At 61.3% G+C, this 24,494-nt stretch carries 23 protein-coding genes and 1 pseudogene; 6 read left to right on the top strand and 18 right to left on the bottom strand.

Going from position 1 to position 24,494, the window contains the following annotated elements:
- Positions 1-8: 8 nt before the first annotated feature.
- The 8 genes and pseudogenes from DGA31_RS14470 to DGA31_RS14435 all read right to left on the bottom strand — a co-directional run.
- Positions 9-665: pseudogene (locus DGA31_RS14470) on the bottom strand (class I SAM-dependent methyltransferase); the annotation flags it as partial.
- 259 nt (positions 666-924) lie between these two features.
- The gene (locus DGA31_RS14465) at positions 925-1,362 is read right to left on the bottom strand and encodes a helix-turn-helix domain-containing protein (RefSeq protein WP_109513002.1); all 438 of its coding nucleotides are present in this window, start codon (positions 1,360-1,362) and stop codon (positions 925-927) included.
- A gap of 360 nt (positions 1,363-1,722) precedes the next feature.
- Positions 1,723-2,340 (bottom strand): PqiC family protein, encoded by a 618-nt coding sequence (locus tag DGA31_RS14460; RefSeq protein ID WP_109513001.1) that lies wholly within the window; start codon positions 2,338-2,340, stop codon positions 1,723-1,725.
- Positions 2,337-4,016, bottom strand: coding sequence for a PqiB family protein (locus tag DGA31_RS14455; RefSeq protein WP_109513071.1), 1,680 nt, complete (start codon positions 4,014-4,016; stop codon positions 2,337-2,339). Before DGA31_RS14455 ends, DGA31_RS14460 begins: the two co-directional genes overlap by 4 nt.
- Positions 4,009-4,623, bottom strand: a complete 615-nt coding sequence (locus DGA31_RS14450; RefSeq protein ID WP_056839800.1) for a paraquat-inducible protein A — start codon at positions 4,621-4,623, stop codon at positions 4,009-4,011. Before DGA31_RS14450 ends, DGA31_RS14455 begins: the two co-directional genes overlap by 8 nt.
- Positions 4,620-5,249: a paraquat-inducible protein A gene (locus DGA31_RS14445; RefSeq protein WP_056840169.1), complete on the bottom strand. Its 630-nt coding sequence runs from the start codon at positions 5,247-5,249 to the stop codon at positions 4,620-4,622. The genes DGA31_RS14450 and DGA31_RS14445 overlap by 4 nt, the downstream gene beginning before the upstream one ends.
- A gap of 172 nt (positions 5,250-5,421) precedes the next feature.
- Complete coding sequence (locus DGA31_RS14440) at positions 5,422-5,748, bottom strand: protealysin inhibitor emfourin (RefSeq protein WP_109513000.1); 327 nt, start codon at positions 5,746-5,748, stop codon at positions 5,422-5,424.
- Between the two features lie 26 nt (positions 5,749-5,774).
- Positions 5,775-6,842, bottom strand: coding sequence for a M4 family metallopeptidase (locus DGA31_RS14435; protein ID WP_109512999.1), 1,068 nt, complete (start codon positions 6,840-6,842; stop codon positions 5,775-5,777).
- A gap of 274 nt (positions 6,843-7,116) precedes the next feature.
- On the opposite strand from DGA31_RS14435, the gene DGA31_RS14430 reads away from it, so the two are divergent.
- Entirely contained in the window at positions 7,117-7,467 is a 351-nt protein-coding gene (locus tag DGA31_RS14430) for a hypothetical protein (RefSeq protein ID WP_109512998.1), read from the top strand.
- A 25-nt stretch (positions 7,468-7,492) separates the two neighbouring features.
- Here DGA31_RS14430 and DGA31_RS14425 read toward each other — a convergent pair whose 3' ends face one another.
- Positions 7,493-7,810: an ElaB/YgaM/YqjD family protein gene (locus tag DGA31_RS14425; protein WP_056839796.1), complete on the bottom strand. Its 318-nt coding sequence runs from the start codon at positions 7,808-7,810 to the stop codon at positions 7,493-7,495.
- A gap of 139 nt (positions 7,811-7,949) precedes the next feature.
- Here DGA31_RS14425 and DGA31_RS14420 point away from each other — a divergent pair, with 139 nt between their 5' ends.
- On the top strand, positions 7,950-8,204 hold the full coding sequence (locus DGA31_RS14420; protein WP_056839795.1) for a hypothetical protein: 255 nt from the start codon (positions 7,950-7,952) through the stop codon (positions 8,202-8,204).
- Between the two features lie 9 nt (positions 8,205-8,213).
- Here the strand turns inward: DGA31_RS14420 and DGA31_RS14415 are convergent, their stop codons facing one another.
- Positions 8,214-8,690, bottom strand: coding sequence for an LEA/WHy family protein (locus DGA31_RS14415; RefSeq protein WP_109512997.1), 477 nt, complete (start codon positions 8,688-8,690; stop codon positions 8,214-8,216).
- A gap of 168 nt (positions 8,691-8,858) precedes the next feature.
- On the opposite strand from DGA31_RS14415, the gene DGA31_RS14410 reads away from it, so the two are divergent.
- Both DGA31_RS14410 and DGA31_RS14405 read left to right on the top strand, forming a co-directional pair.
- Complete coding sequence (locus DGA31_RS14410) at positions 8,859-10,058, top strand: acetyl-CoA C-acyltransferase (protein WP_109512996.1); 1,200 nt, start codon at positions 8,859-8,861, stop codon at positions 10,056-10,058.
- 73 nt (positions 10,059-10,131) lie between these two features.
- Positions 10,132-10,905, top strand: a complete 774-nt coding sequence (locus DGA31_RS14405) for an enoyl-CoA hydratase (RefSeq protein ID WP_109512995.1) — start codon at positions 10,132-10,134, stop codon at positions 10,903-10,905.
- A 138-nt stretch (positions 10,906-11,043) separates the two neighbouring features.
- On the opposite strand, the gene DGA31_RS14395 is transcribed toward DGA31_RS14405, so the two are convergent.
- Positions 11,044-12,990: a type VI secretion system Vgr family protein gene (locus DGA31_RS14395; protein ID WP_109512993.1), complete on the bottom strand. Its 1,947-nt coding sequence runs from the start codon at positions 12,988-12,990 to the stop codon at positions 11,044-11,046.
- A 269-nt stretch (positions 12,991-13,259) separates the two neighbouring features.
- On the opposite strand from DGA31_RS14395, the gene DGA31_RS14390 reads away from it, so the two are divergent.
- Positions 13,260-13,964 carry a YebC/PmpR family DNA-binding transcriptional regulator gene (locus DGA31_RS14390; RefSeq protein WP_056839634.1) on the top strand — a complete coding sequence of 235 codons (705 nt, stop codon included), beginning with the start codon at positions 13,260-13,262 and terminating at the stop codon, positions 13,962-13,964.
- 28 nt (positions 13,965-13,992) lie between these two features.
- Here the strand turns inward: DGA31_RS14390 and DGA31_RS14385 are convergent, their stop codons facing one another.
- From DGA31_RS14385 to xthA, 7 genes are all read right to left on the bottom strand, one after another.
- A complete protein-coding gene (locus tag DGA31_RS14385) occupies positions 13,993-15,276 on the bottom strand; it encodes a leucine-rich repeat-containing protein kinase family protein (protein ID WP_109512992.1) in 1,284 nt (427 codons plus the stop codon).
- Positions 15,277-15,409: 133 nt separating this feature from the next.
- The gene (locus DGA31_RS14380; RefSeq protein ID WP_109512991.1) at positions 15,410-16,546 is read right to left on the bottom strand and encodes a M14 family metallopeptidase; all 1,137 of its coding nucleotides are present in this window, start codon (positions 16,544-16,546) and stop codon (positions 15,410-15,412) included.
- Positions 16,547-16,635: 89 nt separating this feature from the next.
- Entirely contained in the window at positions 16,636-17,172 is a 537-nt protein-coding gene (locus DGA31_RS14375; RefSeq protein ID WP_056839637.1) for a sigma factor-like helix-turn-helix DNA-binding protein, read from the bottom strand.
- 483 nt (positions 17,173-17,655) lie between these two features.
- Positions 17,656-19,890 (bottom strand): FAD-dependent monooxygenase, encoded by a 2,235-nt coding sequence (locus DGA31_RS14370; protein ID WP_206606839.1) that lies wholly within the window; start codon positions 19,888-19,890, stop codon positions 17,656-17,658.
- Positions 19,808-20,710 carry a 4-hydroxyphenylacetate catabolism regulatory protein HpaA gene (gene hpaA, locus DGA31_RS14365; RefSeq protein WP_109512989.1) on the bottom strand — a complete coding sequence of 301 codons (903 nt, stop codon included), beginning with the start codon at positions 20,708-20,710 and terminating at the stop codon, positions 19,808-19,810. The genes DGA31_RS14370 and hpaA overlap by 83 nt, the downstream gene beginning before the upstream one ends.
- A 687-nt stretch (positions 20,711-21,397) precedes the next feature.
- Entirely contained in the window at positions 21,398-22,729 is a 1,332-nt protein-coding gene (locus tag DGA31_RS14360; RefSeq protein WP_109513070.1) for a substrate-binding domain-containing protein, read from the bottom strand.
- 79 nt (positions 22,730-22,808) lie between these two features.
- Positions 22,809-23,621 carry an exodeoxyribonuclease III gene (xthA, locus tag DGA31_RS14355; RefSeq protein ID WP_109512988.1) on the bottom strand — a complete coding sequence of 271 codons (813 nt, stop codon included), beginning with the start codon at positions 23,619-23,621 and terminating at the stop codon, positions 22,809-22,811.
- A 186-nt stretch (positions 23,622-23,807) separates the two neighbouring features.
- Here xthA and DGA31_RS14350 point away from each other — a divergent pair, with 186 nt between their 5' ends.
- Complete coding sequence (locus tag DGA31_RS14350) at positions 23,808-24,470, top strand: GNAT family N-acetyltransferase (protein ID WP_109512987.1); 663 nt, start codon at positions 23,808-23,810, stop codon at positions 24,468-24,470.
- Positions 24,471-24,494 lie beyond the last annotated feature (24 nt).

The following is a 24,494-nucleotide window of genomic DNA, read 5'->3' as shown; positions in this document are numbered from 1 at the left end:
GGCAAAACGGGCGCCGGCGCGGCCGTGGCCTGATGCAGCGGGCCGTACCAGGTGCGAAAGACGTCGATGAAATGCTCGGCCGAGCGGTAGCGCAGACTGAACAGCCGGGGTTTGGCACGCAACGTTCGAATCTGGTCATCAAGCAAGGTGCGCAGGTGCGCTTCGATACCCCACAGCAATGGCGAAGGCACGCCGGCGGGAGGTGGGCGATGGCGTGCAAGGGTCTTGAACAGGTGGCCGATGAAGCCATCCGGTGTCCATCAGGTCAGGCCGATTCGCCCGCCAGGCCGGCACACGCGAGCCAGTTCCGCAGCGGATCGGGCCTGGTCGGGGGTGAACATGACGCCAAAGCTCGAAAGCACGGCATCGAAGCTGGCGTCTGCAAAGGGCAAGTGTTCGGCGTCAGCCTCCAGAAAGCTGGCATCGAAGCGTTCGGCACGTGCGCGTTCACGTCCGCGCTCCAGCAAGGCCGGTACAAAATCGGTCGATGTCACCACGGCACCACAACGGGCCGCAGCGAGGGTGGCATTACCACGGCCGGCGGCGACGTCCAGAACCTTGTCGTCGTAGCGCAGATCGCAGGCCTGGGCCAATAGCTCGGCTGTCAGCAGCAGCCGGGTGCCGATAACGGCATAATCGCCACTGGCCCACAGCTCTTGTGACATTCTTTGAGAGCTTGCTGGTCGGGTTAGTTGTCCATGCGCGTTACCTGTCTTGTGTCGCAGCGTGGGTAAGGAGACCCGGCGAGCAAAAACAGGTAACAGCCTGATAGCGGGCTGGTAACGACAGAAATACCAGAGGGGCGGTTTGCCAGGGGCCGACGTAACGTCTCACAGCTGGCAGCATGGTCACGATTGGCAGAGGCCCTCGCAAGGGACTGTCGCGCGGCTGGAACATGGAGTTATAAGCTTATTCCTGAAGTGACTATCCAAGCTTTGACGTGACATAGATCAGGCGCACGATCGCCAGGCTGATGGCTTCGGCTTCAGTACGGATGGTCTCGAGCGGGGGGCAACTCATAGCGTCCTTTTCGCTGTAACGCGCGTCCAGCAGGTGGGTCATTTGATAAAGCTGTTGGGTCATGTCATGCAGGCTGGCGTGCAGACGGGCAATCACGCGATTAAGATCGGACTCAACAGCGTTGACCCCATTAAGGGCCAGCTTTTTCTGGCCGGTAACAACGTAGGCAACATCGACTCCGGCTTCTGCGATACGAGACAGGTAATCGGCTCTGGGAAATCTGAGACCGCTTTCATAGTTGCCTTGTGCGTTGGTTTCAACACCTCCAATAGTACCAAGCGCACTTTGCGAAAGTTTCAGGCGTACACGCTCTTGCTTTAGGCGTGGACCAATTCCTATCATCCGTTTGTCCTCAATAAATCATCCGCATGAGGGTTGTTTTTGCGGATTTATATCCATTTAATAAAGGAGTGAACAGACCGGCTGCCTATAAAAGGGCATCAACTGATGGTCTATATCGAAAGTTCCCCCACACATTGTTTTGCGCAGGCAAAGATACCCGTAAAACTCAGAGGGCAATAGTGGTGGCTGGTACTTTTTTGTACGAACTAGAACAATTTTTGCTCTTTTTCATTGTGCTGTTGTGAGAGGGTTGCGTAGAAAATTGTTAAGCGCCGGGTGTGACAGGTAGCCCGTGGGCTACCTGTTTGTTGCCGTTGAGGTGATCAGGATATACCCGGCTGGCAAGCAATGCAGGGAGGATTACGGGCAGCCTGCAGCAGGTCGGCTTGCCCATTGCGTGGCAGTGCGGGCAATGTCGTCCGCCAGGCGCGCCACGGCAGCCTGATGCGCCAGCACCAGGCTTTCCAGGCCTGGACCTGCATTCTCACGGATCACGCTGCTGCAGGTCAGGTTGGTGCGCGGGCTGCCTGTCGGACCGTTGCGCATCCCCAGATTCCAGACCACATCGATCAGCGCGTAATTGCCGACAACCGATTCGAAGCGCCGCACATCGGTACGCAGCGACAGCAGCGGCTGGTGATTGTCCTTGGGCAGGCCGGCCACGTCGCGGCGGCCAAGGCGGCTTTCCAGCTGGGCGGTCAGGGCGTCGTGGAACTCATCGCCCAAAGGCGCCCCCCAGCGCTCGGTATCCAGAATGGCCAGGCTCCCGTCTCCCTGGCGAACCACCAGCGGAGGCTGGTCGACCTGCACCGGTAACTGCACGGCCAGCATCTCGAACTGGAACGGCGCTGGTGGGCTCTTGGTTGCCGGCACGGTGTCGAGCGGCGCCACCAGGGTGTAGTAACGCATCACCGGTGAGGAGCAGGCGGCCAGTCCCAGGGCCGTGGCCAGGACCGCCAGTTTCAGGCGCAGGGTCATTGTTGTGGCTCCAGGTTCTTGGTGCGTGAAGACGAGCTCTTGTAGGAAGCCGGTGCCGACTCGCTGCTGCGGCCACGGATCAAGGATTCGGGTTGACGGCCCAGGAAGTCGGTCAGCACGCGCATCGAGCGGGCAGCGCGCTGCACTTCCTCCATGGCCTGGCCCAGTTGCTGGCGACCGGGGGAGTCTTCGTCCAGCGTGTCGTTGGCGGTGGCCAGGGTTTTCTCGGCCTGTTGCAGCGCACCGCGCATTTGCGGCAGCACGCTGCCATTGACCGTTTTCAGGGTCTTCTGCAATTCGCTCAAGGTGCCATTGAGGTTGCCGGCCAGTTCGTCGATCGGCAGACGGCCCAGCTTGTCGACAAAGGCCTGCAGTTGTTCCTGCAACTTGTCGAAGCTACCCGGCACGGTCGGGATTTCCAGCGGTCGCGCCTTGGGGTCGAAGGCGACTTTCGCTGCCTTGGGGTCAAATTCCATGGCGATGTACAACTGCCCGGTCAGCAGGTTGCCGGTGCGCGCCTGGGCACGCAGGCCATTGCTGACAAACGCTCCGAGAATCCGTGCCGATTGTTCGTCCGGATCGCCGCCACCGGCCAGTTGCTGCAACTTGGAATCGGCCGCGCCCAGGCGCTTGGGGTAAATCAGGGCGCCCACGATGCCAGGGAAGGTCTTGGTGACCGGGTCGTAGTCCAGGTCGACCGAGACGACCCGACCGATGTTCACGCCCAGGAAGTCCACCGGTGAGTTGACGGCAAGGCCACGCAGTGACTGGTTGAAACGCATACGGATATAACGCGGTTCGCCATCGGGCGGTGCCAGGGCGGCGGCCTGGTCATCGAAAATGCGGAATTCGGCGTTCTCGTCGGCCGGCTTGGTGTCCGGGCTCCAGTTCGGCTCGCGAAAGGCAATGCCGCCGGAGACGATCGAGGCCAGCGACTGGGTATTGATCTTCAGGCCCGAAGCGCCGACGGTGACGTCTACACCGCTGGCATTCCAGAAGCGGGTGTCGGTGGTGATGTACTTGTCATTGGGCGAGTTGATGAAGATCTGGATGTCCACGCCCTTGCCGTCTTCGGACAGGTTGTAGCCCACCACCTGACCGACCTGGATGCGTCGGTAGTAGATAGGCGAGCCGATGTCCAGCGAACCAAGGTCGTCGGTGTGCAGGATAAAGCGCTTGCCTTTTTCGCCGAAGGTGATAGGCGGCGGCGTTTCCAGGCCGATGAAAGTGTCCTTGGTCTGCTCGGCGCTGCCGGCATCGGCACCGATGAATGCCCCTGAAAGCAGGGTGTCGACCCCGGACACGCCATGGGCGCCGATACGCGGACGCACCACCCAGTACTGACTGTCGACCCGTGTGAAGGGGCCGGCGCTGTTGTTCAGCTCGATGGTGGCCTGCACATGGCTGCGGTCTTCGCTCAGCTCGATGGCAGTGACCATGCCGATGACCACATTCTTGTACTTGACCTGGGTCTTGTTGGCTTCCAGGCCTTCGGCCGTCTGAAAGCTGACCGTGATCTTCGGGCCGATATTCAGCCAGTCGTGCACGGCCATCGACAGGCCGATCAGGCCGGCGACGATCGGCACCAGCCAGACCAGCGAGATACGTACCCGGCGCGACTTGATCTCGGGGCTGGCCGGCGCGGTAGCCGACGTAGGGGGGGTGTTGTCAGGCATCTTCAACCTCTGCATCCCAGATAAGCCGGGGATCGAAACTCATGGCGGCGAACATCGTCATCACCACGACCAAACCAAAGAACAGGATGCCGATACGCGGCTCGATGCTGCTGAGTTCGCGAAACTGCACAAGAGAGGCCACCAGGGCCACGACCAGCACATCGAGCATCGACCAGTAGCCGATCAGCTCGATAAAGCGATACAACCGGGCGCGCTCGACCATGGCCCAGCGGCTGCGGCGCTGGCAGGTGATCAGCAGCATGCCCAGCACGGCGAATTTCACGCAGGGCACCACTACGCTGGCAATGAAGATCAGCAGGGCAATGTCCCAGGAGCCGCCATGCACGAATTCGATCACGCCGCTCATGATGGTGTTTTCGCTGCTGTTGCCCAGCAGGGTGGTGTACATCACCGGCAGGGTATTGGCCGGAATGTAGAAAATCAGCCCGGCGATCAGAAAGGCCCAGGTCCGCACGATGCTGTTGGGTTTACGCCGGTGCACGGGCGAATCGCAGCGCGGGCAGCAGTGAGCGTCTTCGGCACAGGCCTGGCCACAGATGTGGCACAGACACAGCTTGTGCTGGTGGGCGTAGGGAATCTCGCTCATGACGGTTTCACCTCCAGCACATCCCACAGCCTGCGAATGTTGCGGTTGGCGATCAACAGGATCAGCACCATCAACATGGCCATGGCCCACAGCCCGACGCCAGGGTGGACGTCGAGCATGCCGGACAACTTGATGATGGCCACCAGAATGCCAAGCATGCACACCTCCAGCATGCTCCAGGGCCGCAGGTGCTCAAGGGCGCGCATGCAAGCCTTGAAGCCGGGCGCCACCACGCCGCGCTGGGCATGCAGTAATACCCACAGCAACAGCAGGATCTGCAGCAGCGGGGCAAAGATGATCGACAGGCCGGCCACCAGGGCGATCAGGGTGATGCGCCCCTGGGCCAGGGCCTCGACCGATTGCCAGAGGGTCACCTCGTTGCTCAGGCCCTTCATGCTGATGCTGATCACCGGGAAGATATTGGCCAGCACAAATAACACGGCGGCGGCCACGGTCAGGGCCAGCCACTGCTCCATGGACATGCGCTGGCCACGACCCAACAGGGCACGACAGCGCAGGCAATAGGCAGACTCGCCGGCACGCAAAGGCGCAATTTCATACAGCGAGTCGCAATGCTCGCAGATGATCAGGCCCGGTGGTTGAGGGTGGGGGTCTTCAATACTCATCGAATGCGGTAAATGCAGATCCTGAACGGTAAAGGAAAAGGTACAGGAAAATACCTTGTTGAGGCCGTTGCGGCGTGTATTCAAACGCAGCCATTCAAGGATGGACCGCAGTGCTGTGGCGATGTTCGTAGCTTGCCAGGGGCCTGTCGCCGAAGTGATCGGCAACAGGCCATTATTCTGGCCTGTTCCTGTGCCTGATGCTAGAGGGCTGCCTCGCTGCGTGTGCTTGCAAAAATTTCAGCAAGGGGCGAACGGGGGCGGGGATGTTGCGCTCATCGAACACCAGGCACACCGTTTCGCCCTGATATTCGACGGTAACCTCATACTGTTTCAGATCGGTGCTTTGCTCATCGAATCGCTGTTCGGACGGCGGCAGGTCCAGGCAGTGCACCAGTTTCTTCAACTGATCGGCATCTGCCGGCGGCAACGTATCGGCATCCACTTCATAGTGACTGATCGTACCGGCAAAACCGCCCGACTGAATGACACACACTTTCATGGTCTGCACTCTTTCTGTCGGTCGGGCTATGCCCGAACCCCCACCTCTCGCCAGGCGGCAATGACGGCGCGCCTGGCCGCAGCACCGTAGCGGCGCTGGCCGGCCAGCCTGGCGCTGATGCGCGCGCAGTCGCTGAACTGGCTGTTGGCTGGCAATTGCAACAGCGTCTCATACCAGATCCGTCCGGCCACTTCCCAGGCGTTGCCGCCCAGTGCCTGCGCAAGCAACGCAAAGGCGCGGTTGGGAATCCCCGAATTGATATGCACCCCGCCACGATCACGCTGGCCGGTATACAGGTCCGTCATGTGCGCCGGTTGTGGATCGTCGCCCAGGTCGGGATCGCCGCTGTAGGCGGTGCCGGGGTGCAGCATGTCGCGTATGCCGCGCCGGGTAGGGGCCGGCACCAACAGTTGCTGGCCGATCAGCCAGCTGGCGTCATTGGCCGGTGTACCGTCATGCCACTGGCGCACCAGCACACCGAATACATCGGCAAAATGCTCGTTGAGGGCGCCGGACTGGCCCTGGTACAGCAGTTGCGAGGTAAAGCTCTGCACGCCATGGGTCAACTCATGGCCGATGACTTCCAGACTGGCGGTAAAGCGCGTGAAGACTTCGCCATCCCCGTCCCCGTAAGCCATTTGCCGGCCGTTCCAGAAGGCGTTATTGAGGGGCACCCGATCGCCCTGCATGTCGACTTCGGTCACGTGCACGGAAGCAATCAGCGGCATGCCGTTATCGTCCAGCGAACGGCGTTCGAACAGTTGCTCATAAAAGTCATACACCAGGCCCGAGCCGTCGAAGGCTTCATCCACTGCCGCATCGCCCGTGAGCGCCTGGTCTTCCTGACGGACCAGGCGGCCCGGCAGTTCGGTGCTGTCGCGAGCGTCGTAGATCAACCGGTGTTTATGCCCATGTGCGCTGGCCAGCACCGGTTGCGTTGCGCTGCCCAAGGTGGCCAGGCGTGTGGCGATGTACGCTGATCGGCAGGCAATGTTGGCAATCGCACAGTATCGAACCTTGCGGTTGGGGGATTCAGACATGTGTTCGAGCATGTACGGTGGAATGAAACAATACAGCGGGTCGTGGAGGCACATACGTTGACTCCTGCAGCGATGAGGAGGTTCCGTGTTGAGCATAGTGGCCGGTCATGGCTGTGCAGTGCCGCCGGGCGGTTGGCAAGATCGTTGGTGAAATATCTGATTACATGATGGCGATCGGCGGGGAATGGACCGTGCACCCTGCAAAGGCAGCCATGACCGGGCCTGAGCGGGTCACTGCAGGGACCTGCGACACCTTTACGCACCCGTCGAATCGCGGGCCGGGAGTGCTAGACTCGCGGCCTCTTCATTCAGGCAGGAGCAGTTCGACGTGCGCAAGAGGGTAATGATGATGGCAGTGCTGGCACTGGCCGGATGCGACGCAGGCAAGCCCCAGCCACCGGCTCGCGAGGCCGCCAGTGCGCCGGTTCAGGCCGCTGAAGTCAAGCAGCCGAAGTGGTACATCCAGATGAACACGCGTGAAGCGGTCAGTGACACCAGTGCCTGGCTGCTTGAGCGCCACTATGCGCCGGTGATCGTGAACATCGATGGCAAGCAACAGATCCTGCTGGGGCCCTACGAGTCCGAAGAGCAGGCAAGTACGCAATTGACGGCGTTGCAGGCCAAGGTCGCCAAGTCACATCGCTTTGCCGAACCTGGCGTGGTTAACCGCGCACTGTAAGTGCACGGTTACGCGGCGTTATCGATCAACGACGACCCAGCAGCAGTCCTACCACCAGGCCAAAGCCGGCCGAGATGGCCACGGTCTGCCACGGATGGCCACCAATGTAGGTCTCGGTGGCTTCGACCACCGGACGGGTGCGCTCGCGCACGTTGATGATCGAGTCGGCGGCCTGCTTGAGCTTGAGGCTCAATTGTTCACGCAGGTTTTCCGCTTCTTCGCCTACCAGCGAGGCGCTGTCCTTGAGCAGTTTGTCGGATTCTTCGATCAGCGCCTGCAGTTCGCTGAAGGTCTGATCCTTGATCTGGTCAGTGATGTGCTGTTCGGTCTTTCTGCGGGCCATGATGCTTTCCTTTCAGTTGATGGCAATGAGCAATGGAGTGTGCTGCCGTCGGAAAAGTTGCAAGCTTTTGCGTCGCTGTCGAGCGTCACCGCCGGCCATGGGTGTAAGATTGCTGCCGGTTTTACAAGAGGTCACCGTCATGAGTTTCAATCTCGCCAACCGTCCCCTGGCCGAACGTGCCGAACTGGAAGACGAAAAGTCCCGACTGTTCGAACTGTGGCAGAGCAATCTGGGCAAGGCCAAGAGCGAAGCGGCGCGCCTGATCGGCGAACGCTCCAAACGCAAGGGAAAATGGTCCGAATGGGCTCGCGCCGAGCTGGACAACCTCAGTCCGCCGGAATTTGCCAACATGGTACGCAGTGAATTGAACCGCCTGGTCGCCGCCGCTCGCTGAAGCGGTGCGTTACCAGCGGTTGCCAGCGGCATCGCGCAGATCAAACGTGCCGCTGTCCTCGAAGCGCCGGGTGCCGAACACGCCACCAGACAGTTTGCCACGCACGGTGTAGGGCAGGCCATCGAGTGCCTGGCCCTGCGCCAGCCCCAAGGCCTGGCGCAGGGCTGAAAACGCCGAGATGCTCACCGGCACCACCAGCAGCACTTCATCGAACCTTTCAATACGCCCGCTCATATTGCTGACCCCGGAGGCCAGCAGTCGATCATTGACGTCCACGCGCAAGGCCACGCCGTCATAGTCGAGGGGCGTATCGTTGGGGTTCTGCACCCGCAGCTTCACCGCCATGCGCACTTCCAGTTCCTGGCCCGGCAAAGGCTCGATGCCCACGACATCGATCAACAGCGGGTCGCGGTCCGGCAGCAGGGCACAGGCACCCAGCAGCAGGGGCAGGATGATCAACAGCAGGCGTGCGGCAGGGCGCAACATGGCGGGCTCCGGATTCGGTACACCCCATAGACACTGATCAGGCGCAGACATTCGTCGCATCGGCCACAGGCCGCCAGATGGCGCCATGTGGGCTAAGCTCAGGGCGATCATCATGGCCTGAGGGCAAAGGCCGGCCTTGCTTTGAGGCACCTTTTGGGAGAAGTCGTCATGTCCAGCGAAACCCTTCACGACCCTGTCGTTATCGTCAGTGCGGCGCGCACGCCCATGGGCGGTTTCCAGGGGGACTTGCAAAGCTTGAGCGCCACTCGACTGGGCAGTGCGGCCATTCGCGCGACGGTCGAGCGCGCCGGTATCGACCCGCTGGCGGTCGAAGAAGTGCTGTTCGGTTGTGTGTTGCCGGCAGGCCTGGGCCAGGCCCCGGCGCGCCAAGCGGCGCTGGGGGCGGGGCTGGATGTCGGCACCCGCTGCACCACCGTCAACAAGATGTGCGGGTCAGGCATGCAGACCGTGATCCAGGCCCATGACCTGCTGCTGGCCGGCAGTGCCCGGGTGGTGGTGGCCGGTGGCATGGAGAGCATGTCCAACGCGCCCTACCTGCTGGACCGGGCGCGTGAAGGCTATCGCATGGGCCACGGCCGGGTACTGGACCATATGTTCTATGACGGCCTGGAAGATGCCTTCGAACCCGGCCGGTTGATGGGCACCTATGCCGAAGAATGTGCCCAGGCCGGCGGTTTCAGTCGCGAGGACCAGGACGCCTTTGCCCTGGCTTCGTTGAGCCGCGCACAGGAGGCCATTGCCCAAGGCTATTTCGACGCTGAGATCGTTCCGGTGGAGGTCACCGTTGGCAAGCAGCAAAAGACCATCGTGCATGACGAACAGCCGCCCAAGGCGCGCCCGGACAGGATTCCCGTGCTCAAGCCGGCCTTTCGCGAAGGCGGCACGGTGACCGCCGCCAATGCCAGCTCGATTTCCGATGGTGCCGCGGCCTTGCTGCTGATGCGCCGCTCGCAGGCCGAGCAGCGGGGACTCAAGCCGCTGGCGGTGATTCATGGACACGCCGCCTACGCCAATCGCCCCGGGCTGTTTACCACGGCGCCCATCGGTGCCATCCGTGCGCTCTGGGACAAGACCGGCTGGCAGGCAGCCGATGTCGACCTGTTCGAGATCAATGAAGCCTTTGCCGTCGTGACGCTGGTGGCCATGAGCCAATTGGGCTTGTCGCATGACAAGGTCAATGTCCATGGTGGCGCCTGTGCCCTGGGGCATCCGGTGGGCGCTTCAGGGGCGCGGATCCTGGTGACCTTGTTGTCGGCCCTGAGGCGTCGACAACTCAAGCGCGGCGTGGCGGCCATCTGCATTGGCGGAGGGGAGGCGACGGCCATGGCTGTTGAGCTGATTGATTGATTTCTTGAAGGCCTCAATCGGCTCTCAAGATCATGTTCAGGTTGGTTGTTTTGACTTATAAGGATAAAAATCAATGGTTTACAGTGAAATCCTGACAGAGGTCAGAGAAAAGGTTGCGCTGATCACACTGCACCGTCCCAAGGCGCTGAACGCCTTGAATGCCCGCCTGATCGATGAACTCAACGACGCGCTCAACGGTTTCGAGGCCGACCCGACGATCGGCTGTATCGTGCTGACCGGCTCCGACAAGGCCTTTGCCGCCGGTGCCGATATCAAGGAAATGGCTGAACTCAGCTACCCGCAGATCTACCTCGACGACCTGTTTATCGAAAGCGACAAGGTCGCCGCCAGGCGCAAGCCGATGATTGCGGCCGTGGCCGGCTTTGCCCTGGGCGGCGGTTGCGAGCTGGCGCTGATGTGCGATTTCATTCTGGCGGCAGACAACGCCCGTTTCGGCCAGCCGGAAATCAACCTTGGCGTGTTGCCCGGCATGGGCGGCACCCAGCGGCTGACCCGTGCGATCGGCAAGGCCAAGGCTATGGACCTGTGCCTGACGGGGCGTCTGATGGATGCCCATGAAGCCGAGCGGGCCGGGTTGGTGGCCCGCGTGCTGGCGCCGGAGCAGTTGCTTGATGAGGCCATGAAAGCGGCAGCGACGATTGCCGAAAAATCCCTGCCGGTGGCGATGATGGTCAAGGAAAGCGTCAACCGTGCCTTCGAAGTCAGCCTGGCCGAAGGCATCCGCTTCGAGCGCCGGATCTTTCATGCCGTATTCGCCAGCCATGATCAGAAAGAAGGCATGGCGGCATTTATCGACAAGCGGCCGCCAAGTTTCAAGGGACGTTAGGCTCTGTACGAAAAGTCGGTGAACGAAGGTCAGGCAAGGCAAAAAGCGGCGAGCAAGCGCAGTTGACACGTGTCAATGAGCATTGCGAGTCGATTTTTAACGCCGCATGGCCGAGCGCAGGCACTTTACGTACAGAGCCTAGGGGACATCGCTAAAGGCCTCGCCGGTGGCAAGCCAGGCGCGGTGCTGCTGTTCATTGCTGTGCTGGCGAAAAAAATCATTGAGCGTGATGCAGCGGCCTGGATGAATCAGGCACAGGTGGTCAGGGGTTCTGGCGTATTCAATGGCCAGTTGATGCCGCTGCTCGGGGGTCAGGCCCAGATAACCTTTTTCGTCTGTGCGACCTTCGAACAGAAAATGCTCCGGGTCGAGCCGCGACAGATGCTCAAGCCCGGGCCTGGCCATGCGCACGATGTACCACAGGCAGTGGGCGGGCGGCTTGCCTTCGGGGGGGAGGTGCAAGTCAGGCAAAGGCCCAGGCACAGCATCCACGGCAGGCGCTGCCGGATGCCCTAGCTGCAGGCCGTTGCGGCTCGTGACAGCAATGTCCTGCTGCCCGACCTGCACCGTTCCCAGACCCTGCAGGGTGACAGGATCATTGCTTTGCACCCGCACGGTCTGCCCGTCCTGCAGCGTCAGGGCCTGCGGTAGTGGCTCCAGCACCTGATCATCGACCCACCAGCGGGTGGCAGGCTCCTCGGGTGCCGGTGGCAGCACGGCGCAGATCAACGGCCGGTCGGGATCATTATCCAGATAGCCGATCTGCACCCGGCACCCGCTGCGCAAGGCATAAGCCGGCAGGTCGGGATTGACCAGCAAAGCCCTGATCGCGTGCCCCGGTTCAACGGGTTCCGCTTGCCAATCCATGCGAATCGGCAGGCAACCCTGCGGATCGACCTCGCTGCCCAGCAAGGTGGCCGCTTGCAACCCGTGCACGGTCGGCTTGGGATGGCGCAGCGCCGGCCTGAACGGTTCGGTCCACAAGGTCACACCGAAACGGTTGCGATAGCCGCTGTCGAACCGGTCATGCACGGGCGCATCCGGCAGCGGCGCACTGGACAGCAGCCGGCTGATGGCGGCGACGTCATGCGGGTCGTGGCCTTCAAATACCTCGGGTTGTTTGCCTGCATGACGAATCCAGGTCAGCAACCAGTGGTCATTGAGGCGCAATTCTGGATGCCCGAGCACCTGTATGACCTGGCCACACACCAGCGTTGGCAACTGGCTGCAACCGCTGATCTGTCGACGCTCGGTGCGCAGGCACTGGAGTTGACGAGCGCTGCGCTGACGTTGCCAGGCACTGAGGGGATCCTGTGCCGGCAGGCCTGAAGTCTTCGGGTAAGGCTGGTTATCGGCTTGCCTGGCAGACGGTGCTTCGGCATCCGTACTGACCGGCAGCCACGTCGACGAAGGCGGGGCCGGCAGGTATGGCTGCGCCGGTTGCAGCCTCAGTGATTCGGCAAGGTGGCTGATCTGCTCCACCTTCAGGTCCTGGCCGCTGTCCATGAAATACAGTGCGCCACTGCGCTCGGGGAAACTGGCGCAATCATCGGCAAATACCAGTTGCTGGCCGTCGAAGCGAAAGTGAATGCCTTCTTCCTCACACAAGCGTTGCAGCAAGTGCAGATCACTTTCCTGGTGCTGCATGCACAGCGGGCGAGGCGGGTAAACGCCATACAAGGGCTCGAAACGGTAATCGGCATCACCCAGGCCGCGCTCGCGCAACAGGTGCTCGATCAGTTGCGGAACACTCAGGTTCCGGAAGGCGTGCTGTCGACGCGGCTGTGCCAGGCGTTGCAGGCGTGGCCACAGGCTGAGCCGGTAATGGCTCAGGCAAGTGCCGGCATACACCTGGCTGGCACTGCCGATTTCACCCTGCACACCGGGGTGCCCGGGACAGGGTTTGAGGCAGGCGCGGCGTTGCAGCAGGGCGCCGACATCAAGGTGCGGATCGCGGCTGATCAGGTCGATGTCGAAGCGCCAGGTTTCATTGAGGGCTTCGCGGCCTGTAAAGCCGACCACCTGCAGGGCTGATGGGCAGTCGGCAATTGCCAGGGTTATCGACCCGGGTTGATCGTTGGGCATTCGCGGACTCTCTCTCCATGAGGTTCATGGCTGCGAAGGGTACGGAATGCCACGACGCAAAAGCAGGTCTGCCCGGTTTTTCAGAAAAGGACTACAGCTTTGCGCGCTCACAATGTAATTGTCCGACATGCAAGCGCCTGACTGGACAGGGGTTTCAACTGCGCTGCGGGCGTATAGAATGCATGCCCTGTGTCCGGAGCGTTCCGGACCCTTCCTTTTCAACGCCTTGCCTGCACACGGCAAGGCGCCAGCGAATCAAGAGAGCAGACATGGGCGCACAGTGGAAAGTCAAACATAGAGAAGCGGCCGCCAACGCCAAGGGCAAGATCTTTGGCAAGCTGTCCAAGGAGATCATGGTCGCTGCCCGCGCCGGTGCCGATCCTGAAATGAACTCGCGCCTGCGCCTGGTGGTAGAGCAGGCCAAGAAAGCCTCGATGCCGCGCGACACCCTGGAACGGGCGATCAAGAAAGGCGCAGGCCTCCTGGGCGAGACCATCAGTTTCGAGCGTGTGACCTACGAAGGGTTCGCCCCGCATCAGGTGCCGGTGATCGTCGAGTGCCTGACCGACAACGTCAACCGCACCGTGGCGCAAATCCGCGTGCTGTTTCGCAAGGGGCAATTGGGCGCTTCGGGTTCGGTGTCCTGGGACTTCCTGTATCAGGGCATGATCGAGGCCGTAGCCGACAAGCCTGACCTGGACGCCGAAGAGGCCGCCATCGAAGCCGGTGCCCAGGACTGCGAGCCCGGTGAAGACGGTGCCGTGTTGTTCCTTACCGAGCCGACCGACGTCGACGCCGTGTGCAAGGCGCTGCCCGAGCAGGGTTTCACCGTGCAGTCCGTGCAACTGGGCTACCGCCCGAAGAACCCTGTCGAAGGCCTCAGCGAAGAGCAACTGGCTGAAGTCGAAGCCTTCCTCGAAGCCATCGACGAGCATGACGACGTACAGAATATGTATGTGGGCCTGGCGGGCTGACATTCATAAGTGTGCAAGTGCCGGGTGATCACCCGGCCAGCTGGCGATAGACCTCCTGCATGGCAGGTCGGGCCTTCACGTCAGCCTGCAGGCATTGCCCGGCCAGCGCGTACAGTTCAGGCTGCGTCGCGCTGTCGGGGCAGCGGTCCAGCAATTCGCTCAACAGGATGCCGAAGGCCCGGGTCTCGATCCGTTCCAGTGCCCCGGCCGCCTGGCTTGAGGGGTGAAAGGACGCCGCGCCAAAATCGCCCAACAGGCACTCGCCGTTGGCCTGCCACAGAATGTTATGACCATACAGATCACCATGGGTCATGCCCTGTGCATGCAGATGGGCGGTGACCGACGCGATGCCGGCTGCCAGCGCCCGCAGGGCCGCAAGGGTCAGATGCGTATCGGCGCGATAGATGTCACGGGTGCAGGAGTCCAGGCTCGGTGGTCCGGCCAGGTTGGCAAATGCAGGATCAATCAGGTCCATCACCAGCCCGCGCCGTGCTTCAGGATGTTGATCAACCTCGCCCAGCACCGTGATCAGATGCCGGTGCAGGCCGGCCTTGATGCAGGCCTGCATTTCATCCAGAGGCGAGCCATCGCTGGTCAGCTCGCCTTTGTAGAGTTTGATCGCCACCGGCCGCTCGACCTCGCCATCGTGCCAGACCCCTTGTTGAATCACTCCTGAGGCGCCTTCACCCAGGCGTTGGCGCACGTCGAGTCGAGTCCAGTCGATGTGTGCAATCGGCAGCGTGTCAGGGCTGTGGCTGAACGGGTTGCCCGAGTGTGCCAGCCAGGCCAGTGCCGGCAGGTCCAGCAGCCAGTCGGGCAGCTCAGGCAATCGGTTGGATGCGATGCGCAACAGTTCCAGCTGGTGACAGTTGGCCAGGGTGGCGGGCAAACGGGTCAGGCGATTGCCGGCCAGCATCAGCTTTTGCAGCTGCAGGCATTCACCCAGGGCGTCAGGCAGTGTTTCGATCCGGTTATCAGTGAGGATCAGCCAGCGCAACTGCGGCGGCAGCGCCTGGGCCGGCACATGAGTGATGCGGTTGGCCTTGAAGCCGACCATGCGCAGCTGCTGGCAGCGGCCCAGGCAGGCGGGCAGTTCAGTGAAGCGGTTGTCGGAGACGAACAGCACTTCCAGGTGGTGCAGGCGATGGAGGTCGTCAGGCAACTGGCTCAGGGCGTTGCCGCTCAGGTTGAGTACCTTGAGCGAGTCGGCCAGGTCGAAGATTTCGGTCGGAAAGGTTTCCAGGCCGCAGCCCAGGTCCAGGCGTTGGATGCCGGCCAGCGTGCCGGCGCGCAGATCTGCAAGGGTGTGCATGTGAACAGAGGGCCATTGATCGGACGGACGTGCATGATAGCCCATTGATGCTTTGCGCCGTCCTCGGGAAGGGCGGGCGATCAGGCCGGACAGTCCTTTGTCCGGCCACGGCAGCGCGTGCAGTGTTGCAGGCTCAACGCACGACATGCACCAGGCGCGACAAGGTCGTCAGTACGTCGCGCCCCAGTGCCTTGGAGCGTTGGCCCGACCAGCCGGTGACCGGGTCTGGTGCGCTGTCATGATCCTTGAACGGCATTTCCAGGGTCAGCGCCAGGCATTTGTATCGTTCGCCCACGCTGTTGCAGGCCAGGGCCATGTTGGCCTGGCCGGGTGCGCTGCGCGGGTAGCCATGGACACTCTGGAAATGGGGTGTGATGTCTTCCAGGGTGCTGCGAAACAGGGCTTCGAGTTCGGCCTGTTGGGCCGTGTAGCCAGGGTTGCCCTCACAGGCGGCGGCGAAGACATAGGGGATTTCCTCGTCGCCGTGCACATCGAGAAACAGATCGACGCCGTAGTGCTCCATCTGCTGCTGGATAAAGAACACTTCCGGGGTGTCCTGCGCGTTGCTGTCCTGCCAGGCGCGGTTGAGGTCCTTGCCCTGGGCGTTGGTGCGCAGGTGACCATGCCAGGCGCCATCGGGGTTCATGTTCGGCACCAGGTACAGGTCGGCCGCCGCCAGCAAGTGCTGCAGCGCTTCGTCCCCGGTCTGCTGCAAATGCTCGATCACCCCTTCCATGAACCATTCGGCCATGTGCTCGCCCGGATGTTGCTGGGCGATGATCCAGAGCTTGCGCTTGCCGGGTGCCCCATCGCCCTTGCGCAGCAGCGGGATGGCCCGGCCTTCGACGCTCGCTCCGCTGGCCAGCAGCTCGCAACCGGCGGCGTCCACGGCCTGGGCGACCAGCGCATCATGGCGCTCGCGGCTGTAGGGTTCGAAGTAGGCAAACCAGGCCTGGGGCTGTTCGGCCTTGAAGGTAAAGGTCAGTGCCTGGCCGTCGAAGCCGGACGCAACGCGAAACCAGTGGGTGTGGTCGACCGAAGCCACGGCGTTATAGCCACTCCAGGCGTGCTTGTAGCTGGAGTTGCCGACATTGCCCAGCCTGAAGGTGTAGTGATCGCCCGGGACCAGTCCGCTGGCCTTGAAGTGGAACCACTGGAAATGCGCGCTGCGGGTGTCGGGGCGGATGGCCAGTTCGATGCAGGCAGGGTCGCTGGCATCGATGACTTGAATATTGCCGCTGTCGAAGTCGGCGCTGATGTTCAGACTCACGGTGTCTCCCTGTGTGCGCAAGTATCGGGTATGACACTTACTTTACAGGGCTTGCCCGTCGTGTTCTGTCATGAATCGGCCATCTATGGTCAGCTGAAAGCCTCGGCGGTCATCATCAGGCTGCAGACAAAGCCGGTGGCCAGGTACCAGCCCAGGTAGGCCCGACGCTTGCGTTGATGCCAGCCCGAGGCACCCAGCAGGGCGGCCGGCGCCTGTAGCTGGCGCCACAGACGCTCACTGGCCTGGAAGGCGGCCAGATGACCGGGATGGGCATCCAGCCAGTGGCGAAACTCGATGCGCTGGCTGGCGGTGGCCGCCGGGCTTTGCAGGTGGATATACCAGGCATCGGCCTGATCGTGCGCCGCCAGCAAGGCGTCGGTGTCGGACAATGGACGATGGGTATGGCGCATGACACGCAGCATGGCGCGCTCGACCTTGCCGACATCGACGCCCAGAAAACCGGCGATTTGTGCGTATGACTGATGTTCAAGGCGGCTGAGCAGGAAGATTTGCCGGGTGCGGCGTGACAGTTTGCGCAGGCGTCGGGCCAGCTCGAATGTGTGTGCGTTCACGTCGCAGGCAGGTTGGGCGGGCAGGGGCAGCAAAGGCGAGAGCTGACTACTCATGGTGGATCGCTCGCAGGTCGTCCATAAAGGGAGGGTATCCTTGAGTGCCGTAGGGCGCATCGGCAATGCCCTCTAGACTAATGAGTTCAAGAATCATTCTCAAGTGAAAAGCGTCAACAATTACAGAATTTGATCAACCGGCAAGGCAAAATCTATGGGGCGGCCCGATGTTGTTTTGCTATGATGCCCCCCATACGCAACACGCACCGACTTCATTAGCCTGAAGCAGCGAGAAACACCCAAAAAAAAGACCCGGCAAAAAGCCGGGTCAAAAACCGTGATTAGCCTGATGAGGAGATAATCCGGGAGTCGACCTAAGACTCCGGGGTTACCAGCCAGTCTCTCGACCGGCTGATGCAATAATAATCATTATCATTTGAGCGTCAAGCTCTTTTTTGCGCTCCTCTGAAATAAAGAGGCCATCCGTGTCCGCCTGTCTTGTGAGGCCGGCATCAGTCCTGCGCTGACGACCCCGTCCCGGGCTTACTTCAGCATGAACTCATCAAAGAATTGACTCAGCTCTGCATGGGCCTCAAGCGGCAGGATGGTGGCGACGTGCTGATCCGGACGTACCACCACCATGCAGCCCCGTGCCCGATCAATGCCGCGCCGGGCGAAGAGGTCGTATTCTGCGCTGCTCTGAAAGACCTTTTCGTAATCGCGCAGGCCGTACCGCCCCTTGGCAGGCCAGAGGAAATCCGGCATGTCTTCGATGGTCAGATCCTGCTGCTGGAACACGGCATAGACATCGATCACTGAGTCAATATCCGCCTCGATCGGGGTGTATTGCCTCACCGGAGAGGTCGCCGCCTCAGCCAGGAACCTGACCAGTCTGATCGACTCGGAGGTCGCGTCCAGCGGGCTTGCTGCATCGCCAAAGATAAAGATGCGCCAGCGACCATCCGCCTTGTTCAGATGCCCCAATTGCACCGGGCAGGCATCGGCCACGCGCACGGCTCTGGCGGAGTGGAAGCGCTGCCCGATGGGGAATCCGCTCGCCAGCGCCTGATGCTCATGCCCTGTACAGAGCCAGGAGGGGTCATAGCCAATCGAGGTGCCGGCGATGAAGCCGTTCTGACGGGCGATGAACCTTTCGATGTCGGCGGTACTGGTCCTGGCCGCTGCGGCGTCCTTGCTGGCGCGAGTAGCGACCAGCGCCGACATTTCCCGGTCGGCGTTGATCAGCATGAGCGCCACCTTGCGGCGCTCGGCTGCGTAGGTCTGCAACAGCTTCGGATGCGACTTGCCCTGCAGCACCGCCGCCAGTTTCCAGCCCAGGTTGAAGGTGTCGGGCAGGGAGGTGTTCAGCCCCCAACCCCCTTTCGGGCTGTGGGTATGGCAGGCATCACCGGCGACGAAGGCGCGCGGAATCAGGCCCTGCGGGTTGTCCGCCGGAGTGTCGTCGAAGCGTTCGGCGACGCGCTGTCCGACTTCATAGACAGACCACCAGGCCACCTCTTTCACGTCCAGCCGATACGGATGCATGATCCGCCTGGCCTTGTCGACAAGGTCCTCTGCGTTCAGCGCCAGCTGTGAAGCGCGCTGGTCCCTGGCCAGCAGATCGAGCTCGACATACAGGCGCACCAGATAGCCGCCTTCACGCGGTACCAGCATGACGGCGCCGCTGTTCCTGGACTGGATGAAGCTTTTCACCCGGATGTCCGGAAAATTGGTCACGGGCAGCACATCCATCACGCCCCATGCCTTGTTGGCCGAATCACCTTGCAGTTTGATTCCCAGGTTCTTGCGCACCGCACTGCGGGCGCCGTCACAGCCCACCACATAGCGCGCCTTGATAATTTCGACCCTGCCTGACTGGCTGGCATCATTGCGCTCGAAGGTCGCGGTGACCGGATGCGTGTGCAGGTCCTGAGTCAGGCGCTGATCCACCACCAGCTCCAGCAAGCGGCGGTTGTAATGCGGCACCAGGTGCGTGACCGAATGCGCCATGCCGTCGAGCAGAATGTCGTGCAACCGCGCCTGGTTGACCACGCAGTGAGTAAACTCGGACAGCCCCAGCCGCGCATCGGCAACCTTGTGCGTGCGCTTGATCTGCTGCGGATGCTGCGCATCCGGCTCCCAGAAGGCGTTGCTGTGCAACTGATAGGCTTCCTTCTCCAGCAGGTCGCTGCTATTGAAGGCCTCCATGATTTCCAGGGTGCGGCAGGAAATACCATCGGCCTGCCCGAACAGCATTGGCCCGGACTTCTGCTCGACGATACAGGTCTTGATATCGGCAAAGTCCGCCAATTGGCGTGCCAGCGCCAGGCCGGCCGGACCACACCCGACGATCAGTACATCGACCTCTTTCGGCAGGTCGACCATCGGCGGCGGTGATGCAGGCTTACGTGCCTCATCGGTAATCTGGTAGTTGCCGGGCTTGAAGCCGTTCAGGTGGTACTGCATGCGCAAGCTGCTCCTGTCATGGTTGGAGGCACCATGATGGAGCGGGGCAGTGGATCGCTGAATGCAGCTTTCGCCTTTAAGCTTGGACGTTTCGCAAGGCTCAGGAGCAAGCGCCTCTCTCCAGGCGTGGCTGGAGGGCTTGCAAAGGGCGTGATGCTTTCTGCGCTCTGCGCCTGTCCTGGCGAGATCGGGCCCACCAACGCGGCTCGTGCTGAAACGGCAACAGACCCTAGGCTGAGCGACTGTCGCGGTAGTCGCTTGGCGGTGTGCCGACATGGCGGCTGAAGAATCGCGAGAAATAGGCAGGGTCACGAAAGCCCAGGGTAAAGCAGATCTGGCTTACCGATTGGCCGCTGTGCAACAGCAGGCGCTTGGCCTCCTGCAATTGGCGCTCGAAGACCATCTGCTTGGACGACATCCCGGCCAGGCGGCGACAAATCAGGTTGAGCCGCGCGGTGGTCAGGCCCAGTTCGGCGGCATAGCGTTGCAGCGGCCAGTGCTCGGCATGGTGAGCCTCCACCAGGTGGTTGAAGCGATGAAACTGCAGCAGGTCCTGGGCGGGCACCGGACTGTCGCGCTGCGCCCGTTCAGCCAGGCGCAGAAGGTTGGCCAGGATCAGCCGCAGCAGAGCCATCAGATTGGCTTCGCGACCGCCGCGCTGGCGGGTGAACTCATCGGCCACTTGCTGGAACAACGAGGGCAGGTACGCAGCGATGCACGCGTTATCGCCTTGCTGGTCGCTCAGGTCAACGCACAGTGGCTGGTTCAACCGAGGCGACAAGGCAGCCTCGCTCTCAAACAGCTGCCATACCCTCTGTTGACGCACGGTAATGACCTGTCCCTCGCAGGATTCCTCAGTGATGAAGGCGTGAGGCACGCCGGGCGGGGTAAAGAAGCACAGCGGGCCATCCAGGCGATACTGGTGGTCGTCCAGATAGAGGTGGACATGGCCGTTGTGGATGTAGTGGATCTGGAAAAGCCGGTCGTGGCGGTGCACCGCCACGCTGCGACCGAAGAATTCGCAGAGTCGGCCATGGCCATCGTAGTGGAAGTCAGCGTCGGCGTAGCGCTGGTCGTAGACCTGGCCGAGATCAAGGACCGGGATGCTGGCCAAGGGTTGCCTGGAGCTCATGCCCGGTACTCCTGCGTATCGGCTTGTGGTGTAGGGGGTGGGCGGGGTACGTCGTGCCAGTGAAGTGGCGGTCCAGTCAGGCAGTCAGCGTCTTGTCAAATCCCGGAAAGCACGAAGGGGAGCCTGGGCTCCCCTTCAAGGTTTCTTTGTATGCTCTTTTTATTTTTCGGGGCGGCCTGTTGTTGTTTTTGGTGACCGGGCCCGTTACCGCTTTTGGCGATCCTCATTCAGGATCAAGAGCAAACGTATTTTTTTGAGCGCTGAGTCGCTTTTATCAATGATCCAACCTGTCTGTCAGCTGCTGATGCAGTCTTGTTGTGAGTGACCGGTTGCGAGGGCAAGGCCTCGAAAAGCTATCTACTCCAAAAAAATCTGTTGGCTGCGTCTCTGTCCGTGTTGTTCTTGTTATGTCAGAGCCGTTACGTCTTGTTTTTATTGGGTTGCTGCAATTTGTTGTTCTTGTTGTACGAAAGATATAGCAGGAGCCGTGCCAGGTTTTGCAAAGCCCCGTAAATCGGGCTTCTGGCTGAAATGCCATAAGGTGACGGCCAGTCAGTGACCCTGAAAATGTTTCCGTGCTACCCGCTTTTTGAAATGATTTCGTGCAGGGTAACACCGCGTGACAACATGTCGCACTGGCTGCCCGACGAGCGTCAAGCTGTCAAGAGGCGAGAGAGGGTCGGCCAGTCAATGCACCCAGACTTCGACCCGGCGGTTACGGATCCGTCCATCGTCGACCTCGTTGGTGGCCACCGGCATTTCTTCGCCCAGGCCCAGCACATCGCGCAGGATGACGCCGTGACGCAACAGCTCGCGGCGCACGGCCATGGCGCGCAAGCGTGACAGCAGGGTGGCCCGCTCCGGGTCATCCTTGGCATCGCCGAAGCCGACCAGCGTGACCTGGCGGGTGAGTTTGTCGTGACTATTCAGGTAATCGACCACCCGTTGCACGTCAAACAGCGCCTTGTTGTCCAGGCGCGCGCTGCCCTGGGCAAAGCGAAAGTTGATCGACAGGCGCCGGGCTTCCCGGCTCAGTGCCTGATAGCGGGCAGGCATTTGTGCTGTCGGACGGACGGTGATCGCTTGCACGCGCTGGGCGACAAAGCCGCTGTCGGCCACGATGGCCTGGCCTTCGGGGCTCTGGGCAAAACGCACCAGTGCCTGGGCCCAGGGTTGTTGCAGGTGCGGCGGCAGGTACAGGTACAACCGGCGTGACAGCGGGTAGTCTTCGGTGGCGATCAGCGCCAGGCTGGGCAACATCGGTTGCGAGTCGCCATCGGCAATGGCCAGGGCCCGGGTGTGTCGAACATAAGGCAGGCCGATAAAGCCGATAGCGTTGGGGTTGCGGCTGACGGCATCGGAGAGCTGTTCGCTGGACTCCAGGCGCTGTGCGTGCGGCGACAGGTGTTTGCCATGCCTGGCCAGCACCCGATCCTGAAAGGTTTCCCAGGTGCCGGACTGATCGTCACGCGCATACAGGGCAATGGGCCCGGGTCGGCCACCCAGGGTTTGCCAGTCACGGATTTCACCGCTGAACAGTCGCGCCAGGGTCTCGGTGTCCAGATGACGCAGCGGGTTGGCAGGGTGCACGATCACCGCCACCCCGTCGATGGCAATCACATGTTCGGCCTGGGCGCTGCGCAAGTCGCCAAAGCCTGCCAGTGCACGCACCTCTTCGTCCTTGATCGGTCGCGAAGCGGCCGCGAGATCGGCCAGCCCGTGCGCCAGTGCGGTAAAGCCGGTGCCCGATCCATGCGCGGCGACGACCGCCAGGTAAGGCGTGCCGCTGAGGTCCCGGCCCTGCACCTGCATTTCATTGGCCGCAGCCCCCGGCAAGGTCTGCACCTGATACAGGCCGCGCTGGCGCATCAAGCCCTCGATCAGGGCAGGGCCCAATTGTGCATTGAGGGTATTGGAGCCCGACAGCCTCAGGACCGGTGCATCGGTCGTCACTGCCGAGGCGGCCAGGGCCGGTGGCGTGCCGGCCAGCAGAAGCGCGTAAAGCAGGGCACGCAGCATCTGCATCACCGTGAGTCATCAAAGGTGCCGGCAGATTAAGACACAAATATGACGGGGCGATGACGAGATGGCGTTGGTATCAGTTCAGATCCAGCCAGATCGGCGCATGGTCGGAAGGCTTTTCCATGCCGCGCAGGACGTAGTCCACGCCGGCAGCCTTGATGCGCGGTTGCAAGCCCTTCGAGGTCATGATCAGGTCAATGCGCAGGCCACGCTTGGGTTGGTCTTCAAAGCCGCGGCTGCGGTAGTCGAACCAACTGAACTGGTCATTCACCTCTGGGTGCAGGTAGCGGAAACTGTCGACCAGCCCCCAGTTCTTGAGGCGCGCCATCCATTCACGTTCTTCGGGCAAAAAGCTGCATTTGCCGGTTTTCAGCCAGCGCCTGGCGTTATCGGCACCGATGCCGATGTCACAATCCTCGGGCGAAATGTTCACGTCGCCCATCACCACCAGTGGCTGCTCATGACTGAAACGACTTTCCAGCAGGGTTTGCAGGTCGTTGTAGAAGCGTTGCTTGGCCGGAAACTTGGTGGGGTGGTCGCGGCTTTCACCTTGAGGAAAGTAGCCATTCATGATGGTCACCGGCTGGCCATGTTCATCGGCGTAGGTGCCCCAGATAAAACGCTTCTGGGCTTCGTCGTCATCGCTGTCGAAACCCTTGTGCAGCGTCAGTGGCGCCTGGCGCGAAAGCAGGGCAACCCCATAGTGGCCTTTCTGGCCATGATAATGAACGTGATAGCCCAGAGCCTCGATCTCGGCCTGGGGAAACTGCTCGTCGGATACCTTGGTTTCCTGCAGGCCGATCACGTCCGGCTGGTATTTCTCGATCAGGGCCGCCAATTGGTGCGGCCGGGCGCGCAGGCCGTTGATGTTGAACGAGACGATTTTCATAAAGCGACCATCCTGAAGCGAAAACGAGACGGCGATGCTAGCCGACCTGCCTGATAACGACCAGCTTGCAAGCAGTCATTGGATTGCCATCATTATTTCCGGAACTGTCGAGAACCTCGATGACTCTGAGCCTGTGCATGCCAGTTGCGCATTTTTTGCACGGCCGCTAATACGAGGTTTTGCCGTATGCCTGAGTCATCCATTTCCCAGATCGATATTCGTCAGCTTGATAGCGGTTATTCGCGTGAAACCCGCAATCTGCTGTTTCAGGTCTACCGCAACGACCCGAACTTTGCCTATGTTTTCAATGCCAAGCGCGCCGGTTACGAGCAGCGTGTGAAGGCCACGGTCAACGCGCTGGTCAAGCAGCATTTCCTGCAGGACTTGCCGGCGCTGGGTCTGTTTGTCGAAGACCGCCTGGCAGGCGTGGCCCTGATTGCCCCGCCGCAGCGTCGCCTGGGCATTACCGAAAGCTGGGCCTGGCGTCTGCGCATGGTACTCAGCACCGGCCTGAGCTGTACCCAGCGCTACCTGGACTATTACAACGCCGTACTGGCCTGCCTGCCTTCGCCGCAAGTGCATGTCCTGCCGCTGGTGGGGCTGGACCCCGCTTACCAGGGCCAACGCATGGGCCAGCATTTGAGTGAGAAACTGTTGCAGACATTGCATGAGTGGTGTGCGGTGGATGAACATTCGCGTGGCGTAGTCCTCGACACCGGAAATCCCCGCTATCTTGAGTTCTATAAACAGCAGGGTTACGAGGAAATCGGTGAAGTGACGGTCGGACCGATTCGTGAGCATGTGTTTTTTCATCCCAGCCCCCGGGCTGTGACCCACGCCACGACGTGAGTGGTAAACCCCGGCTTCATGCGC

The organism is Pseudomonas ovata (assembly GCF_003131185.1).
GTDB lineage: Bacteria > Pseudomonadota > Gammaproteobacteria > Pseudomonadales > Pseudomonadaceae > Aquipseudomonas > Aquipseudomonas ovata.
This window is presented reverse-complemented; position numbering and strand designations above follow the sequence as displayed.

What these genes read in the sequence shown, in the direction of transcription:
- DGA31_RS14465 (WP_109513002.1), bottom strand. Translation starts at nt 1,362, where the DNA reads ATGATAGGAATTGGTCCACGCCTAAAGCAAGAGCGTGTACGCCTGAAA.
- DGA31_RS14460 (WP_109513001.1), bottom strand. Translation starts at nt 2,340, where the DNA reads ATGACCCTGCGCCTGAAACTGGCGGTCCTGGCCACGGCCCTGGGACTG.
- DGA31_RS14455 (WP_109513071.1), bottom strand. Translation starts at nt 4,016, where the DNA reads ATGCCTGACAACACCCCCCCTACGTCGGCTACCGCGCCGGCCAGCCCC.
- DGA31_RS14450 (WP_056839800.1), bottom strand. Translation starts at nt 4,623, where the DNA reads ATGAGCGAGATTCCCTACGCCCACCAGCACAAGCTGTGTCTGTGCCAC.
- DGA31_RS14445 (WP_056840169.1), bottom strand. Translation starts at nt 5,249, where the DNA reads ATGAGTATTGAAGACCCCCACCCTCAACCACCGGGCCTGATCATCTGC.
- DGA31_RS14440 (WP_109513000.1), bottom strand. Translation starts at nt 5,748, where the DNA reads ATGAAAGTGTGTGTCATTCAGTCGGGCGGTTTTGCCGGTACGATCAGT.
- DGA31_RS14435 (WP_109512999.1), bottom strand. Translation starts at nt 6,842, where the DNA reads ATGTGCCTCCACGACCCGCTGTATTGTTTCATTCCACCGTACATGCTC.
- DGA31_RS14425 (WP_056839796.1), bottom strand. Translation starts at nt 7,810, where the DNA reads ATGGCCCGCAGAAAGACCGAACAGCACATCACTGACCAGATCAAGGAT.
- DGA31_RS14420 (WP_056839795.1), top strand. Translation starts at nt 7,950, where the DNA reads ATGAGTTTCAATCTCGCCAACCGTCCCCTGGCCGAACGTGCCGAACTG.
- DGA31_RS14415 (WP_109512997.1), bottom strand. Translation starts at nt 8,690, where the DNA reads ATGTTGCGCCCTGCCGCACGCCTGCTGTTGATCATCCTGCCCCTGCTG.
- DGA31_RS14410 (WP_109512996.1), top strand. Translation starts at nt 8,859, where the DNA reads ATGTCCAGCGAAACCCTTCACGACCCTGTCGTTATCGTCAGTGCGGCG.
- DGA31_RS14405 (WP_109512995.1), top strand. Translation starts at nt 10,132, where the DNA reads ATGGTTTACAGTGAAATCCTGACAGAGGTCAGAGAAAAGGTTGCGCTG.
- DGA31_RS14395 (WP_109512993.1), bottom strand. Translation starts at nt 12,990, where the DNA reads ATGCCCAACGATCAACCCGGGTCGATAACCCTGGCAATTGCCGACTGC.
- DGA31_RS14390 (WP_056839634.1), top strand. Translation starts at nt 13,260, where the DNA reads ATGGGCGCACAGTGGAAAGTCAAACATAGAGAAGCGGCCGCCAACGCC.
- DGA31_RS14385 (WP_109512992.1), bottom strand. Translation starts at nt 15,276, where the DNA reads ATGCACACCCTTGCAGATCTGCGCGCCGGCACGCTGGCCGGCATCCAA.
- DGA31_RS14375 (WP_056839637.1), bottom strand. Translation starts at nt 17,172, where the DNA reads ATGAGTAGTCAGCTCTCGCCTTTGCTGCCCCTGCCCGCCCAACCTGCC.
- hpaA (WP_109512989.1), bottom strand. Translation starts at nt 20,710, where the DNA reads ATGAGCTCCAGGCAACCCTTGGCCAGCATCCCGGTCCTTGATCTCGGC.
- DGA31_RS14360 (WP_109513070.1), bottom strand. Translation starts at nt 22,729, where the DNA reads ATGCTGCGTGCCCTGCTTTACGCGCTTCTGCTGGCCGGCACGCCACCG.
- xthA (WP_109512988.1), bottom strand. Translation starts at nt 23,621, where the DNA reads ATGAAAATCGTCTCGTTCAACATCAACGGCCTGCGCGCCCGGCCGCAC.
- DGA31_RS14350 (WP_109512987.1), top strand. Translation starts at nt 23,808, where the DNA reads ATGCCTGAGTCATCCATTTCCCAGATCGATATTCGTCAGCTTGATAGC.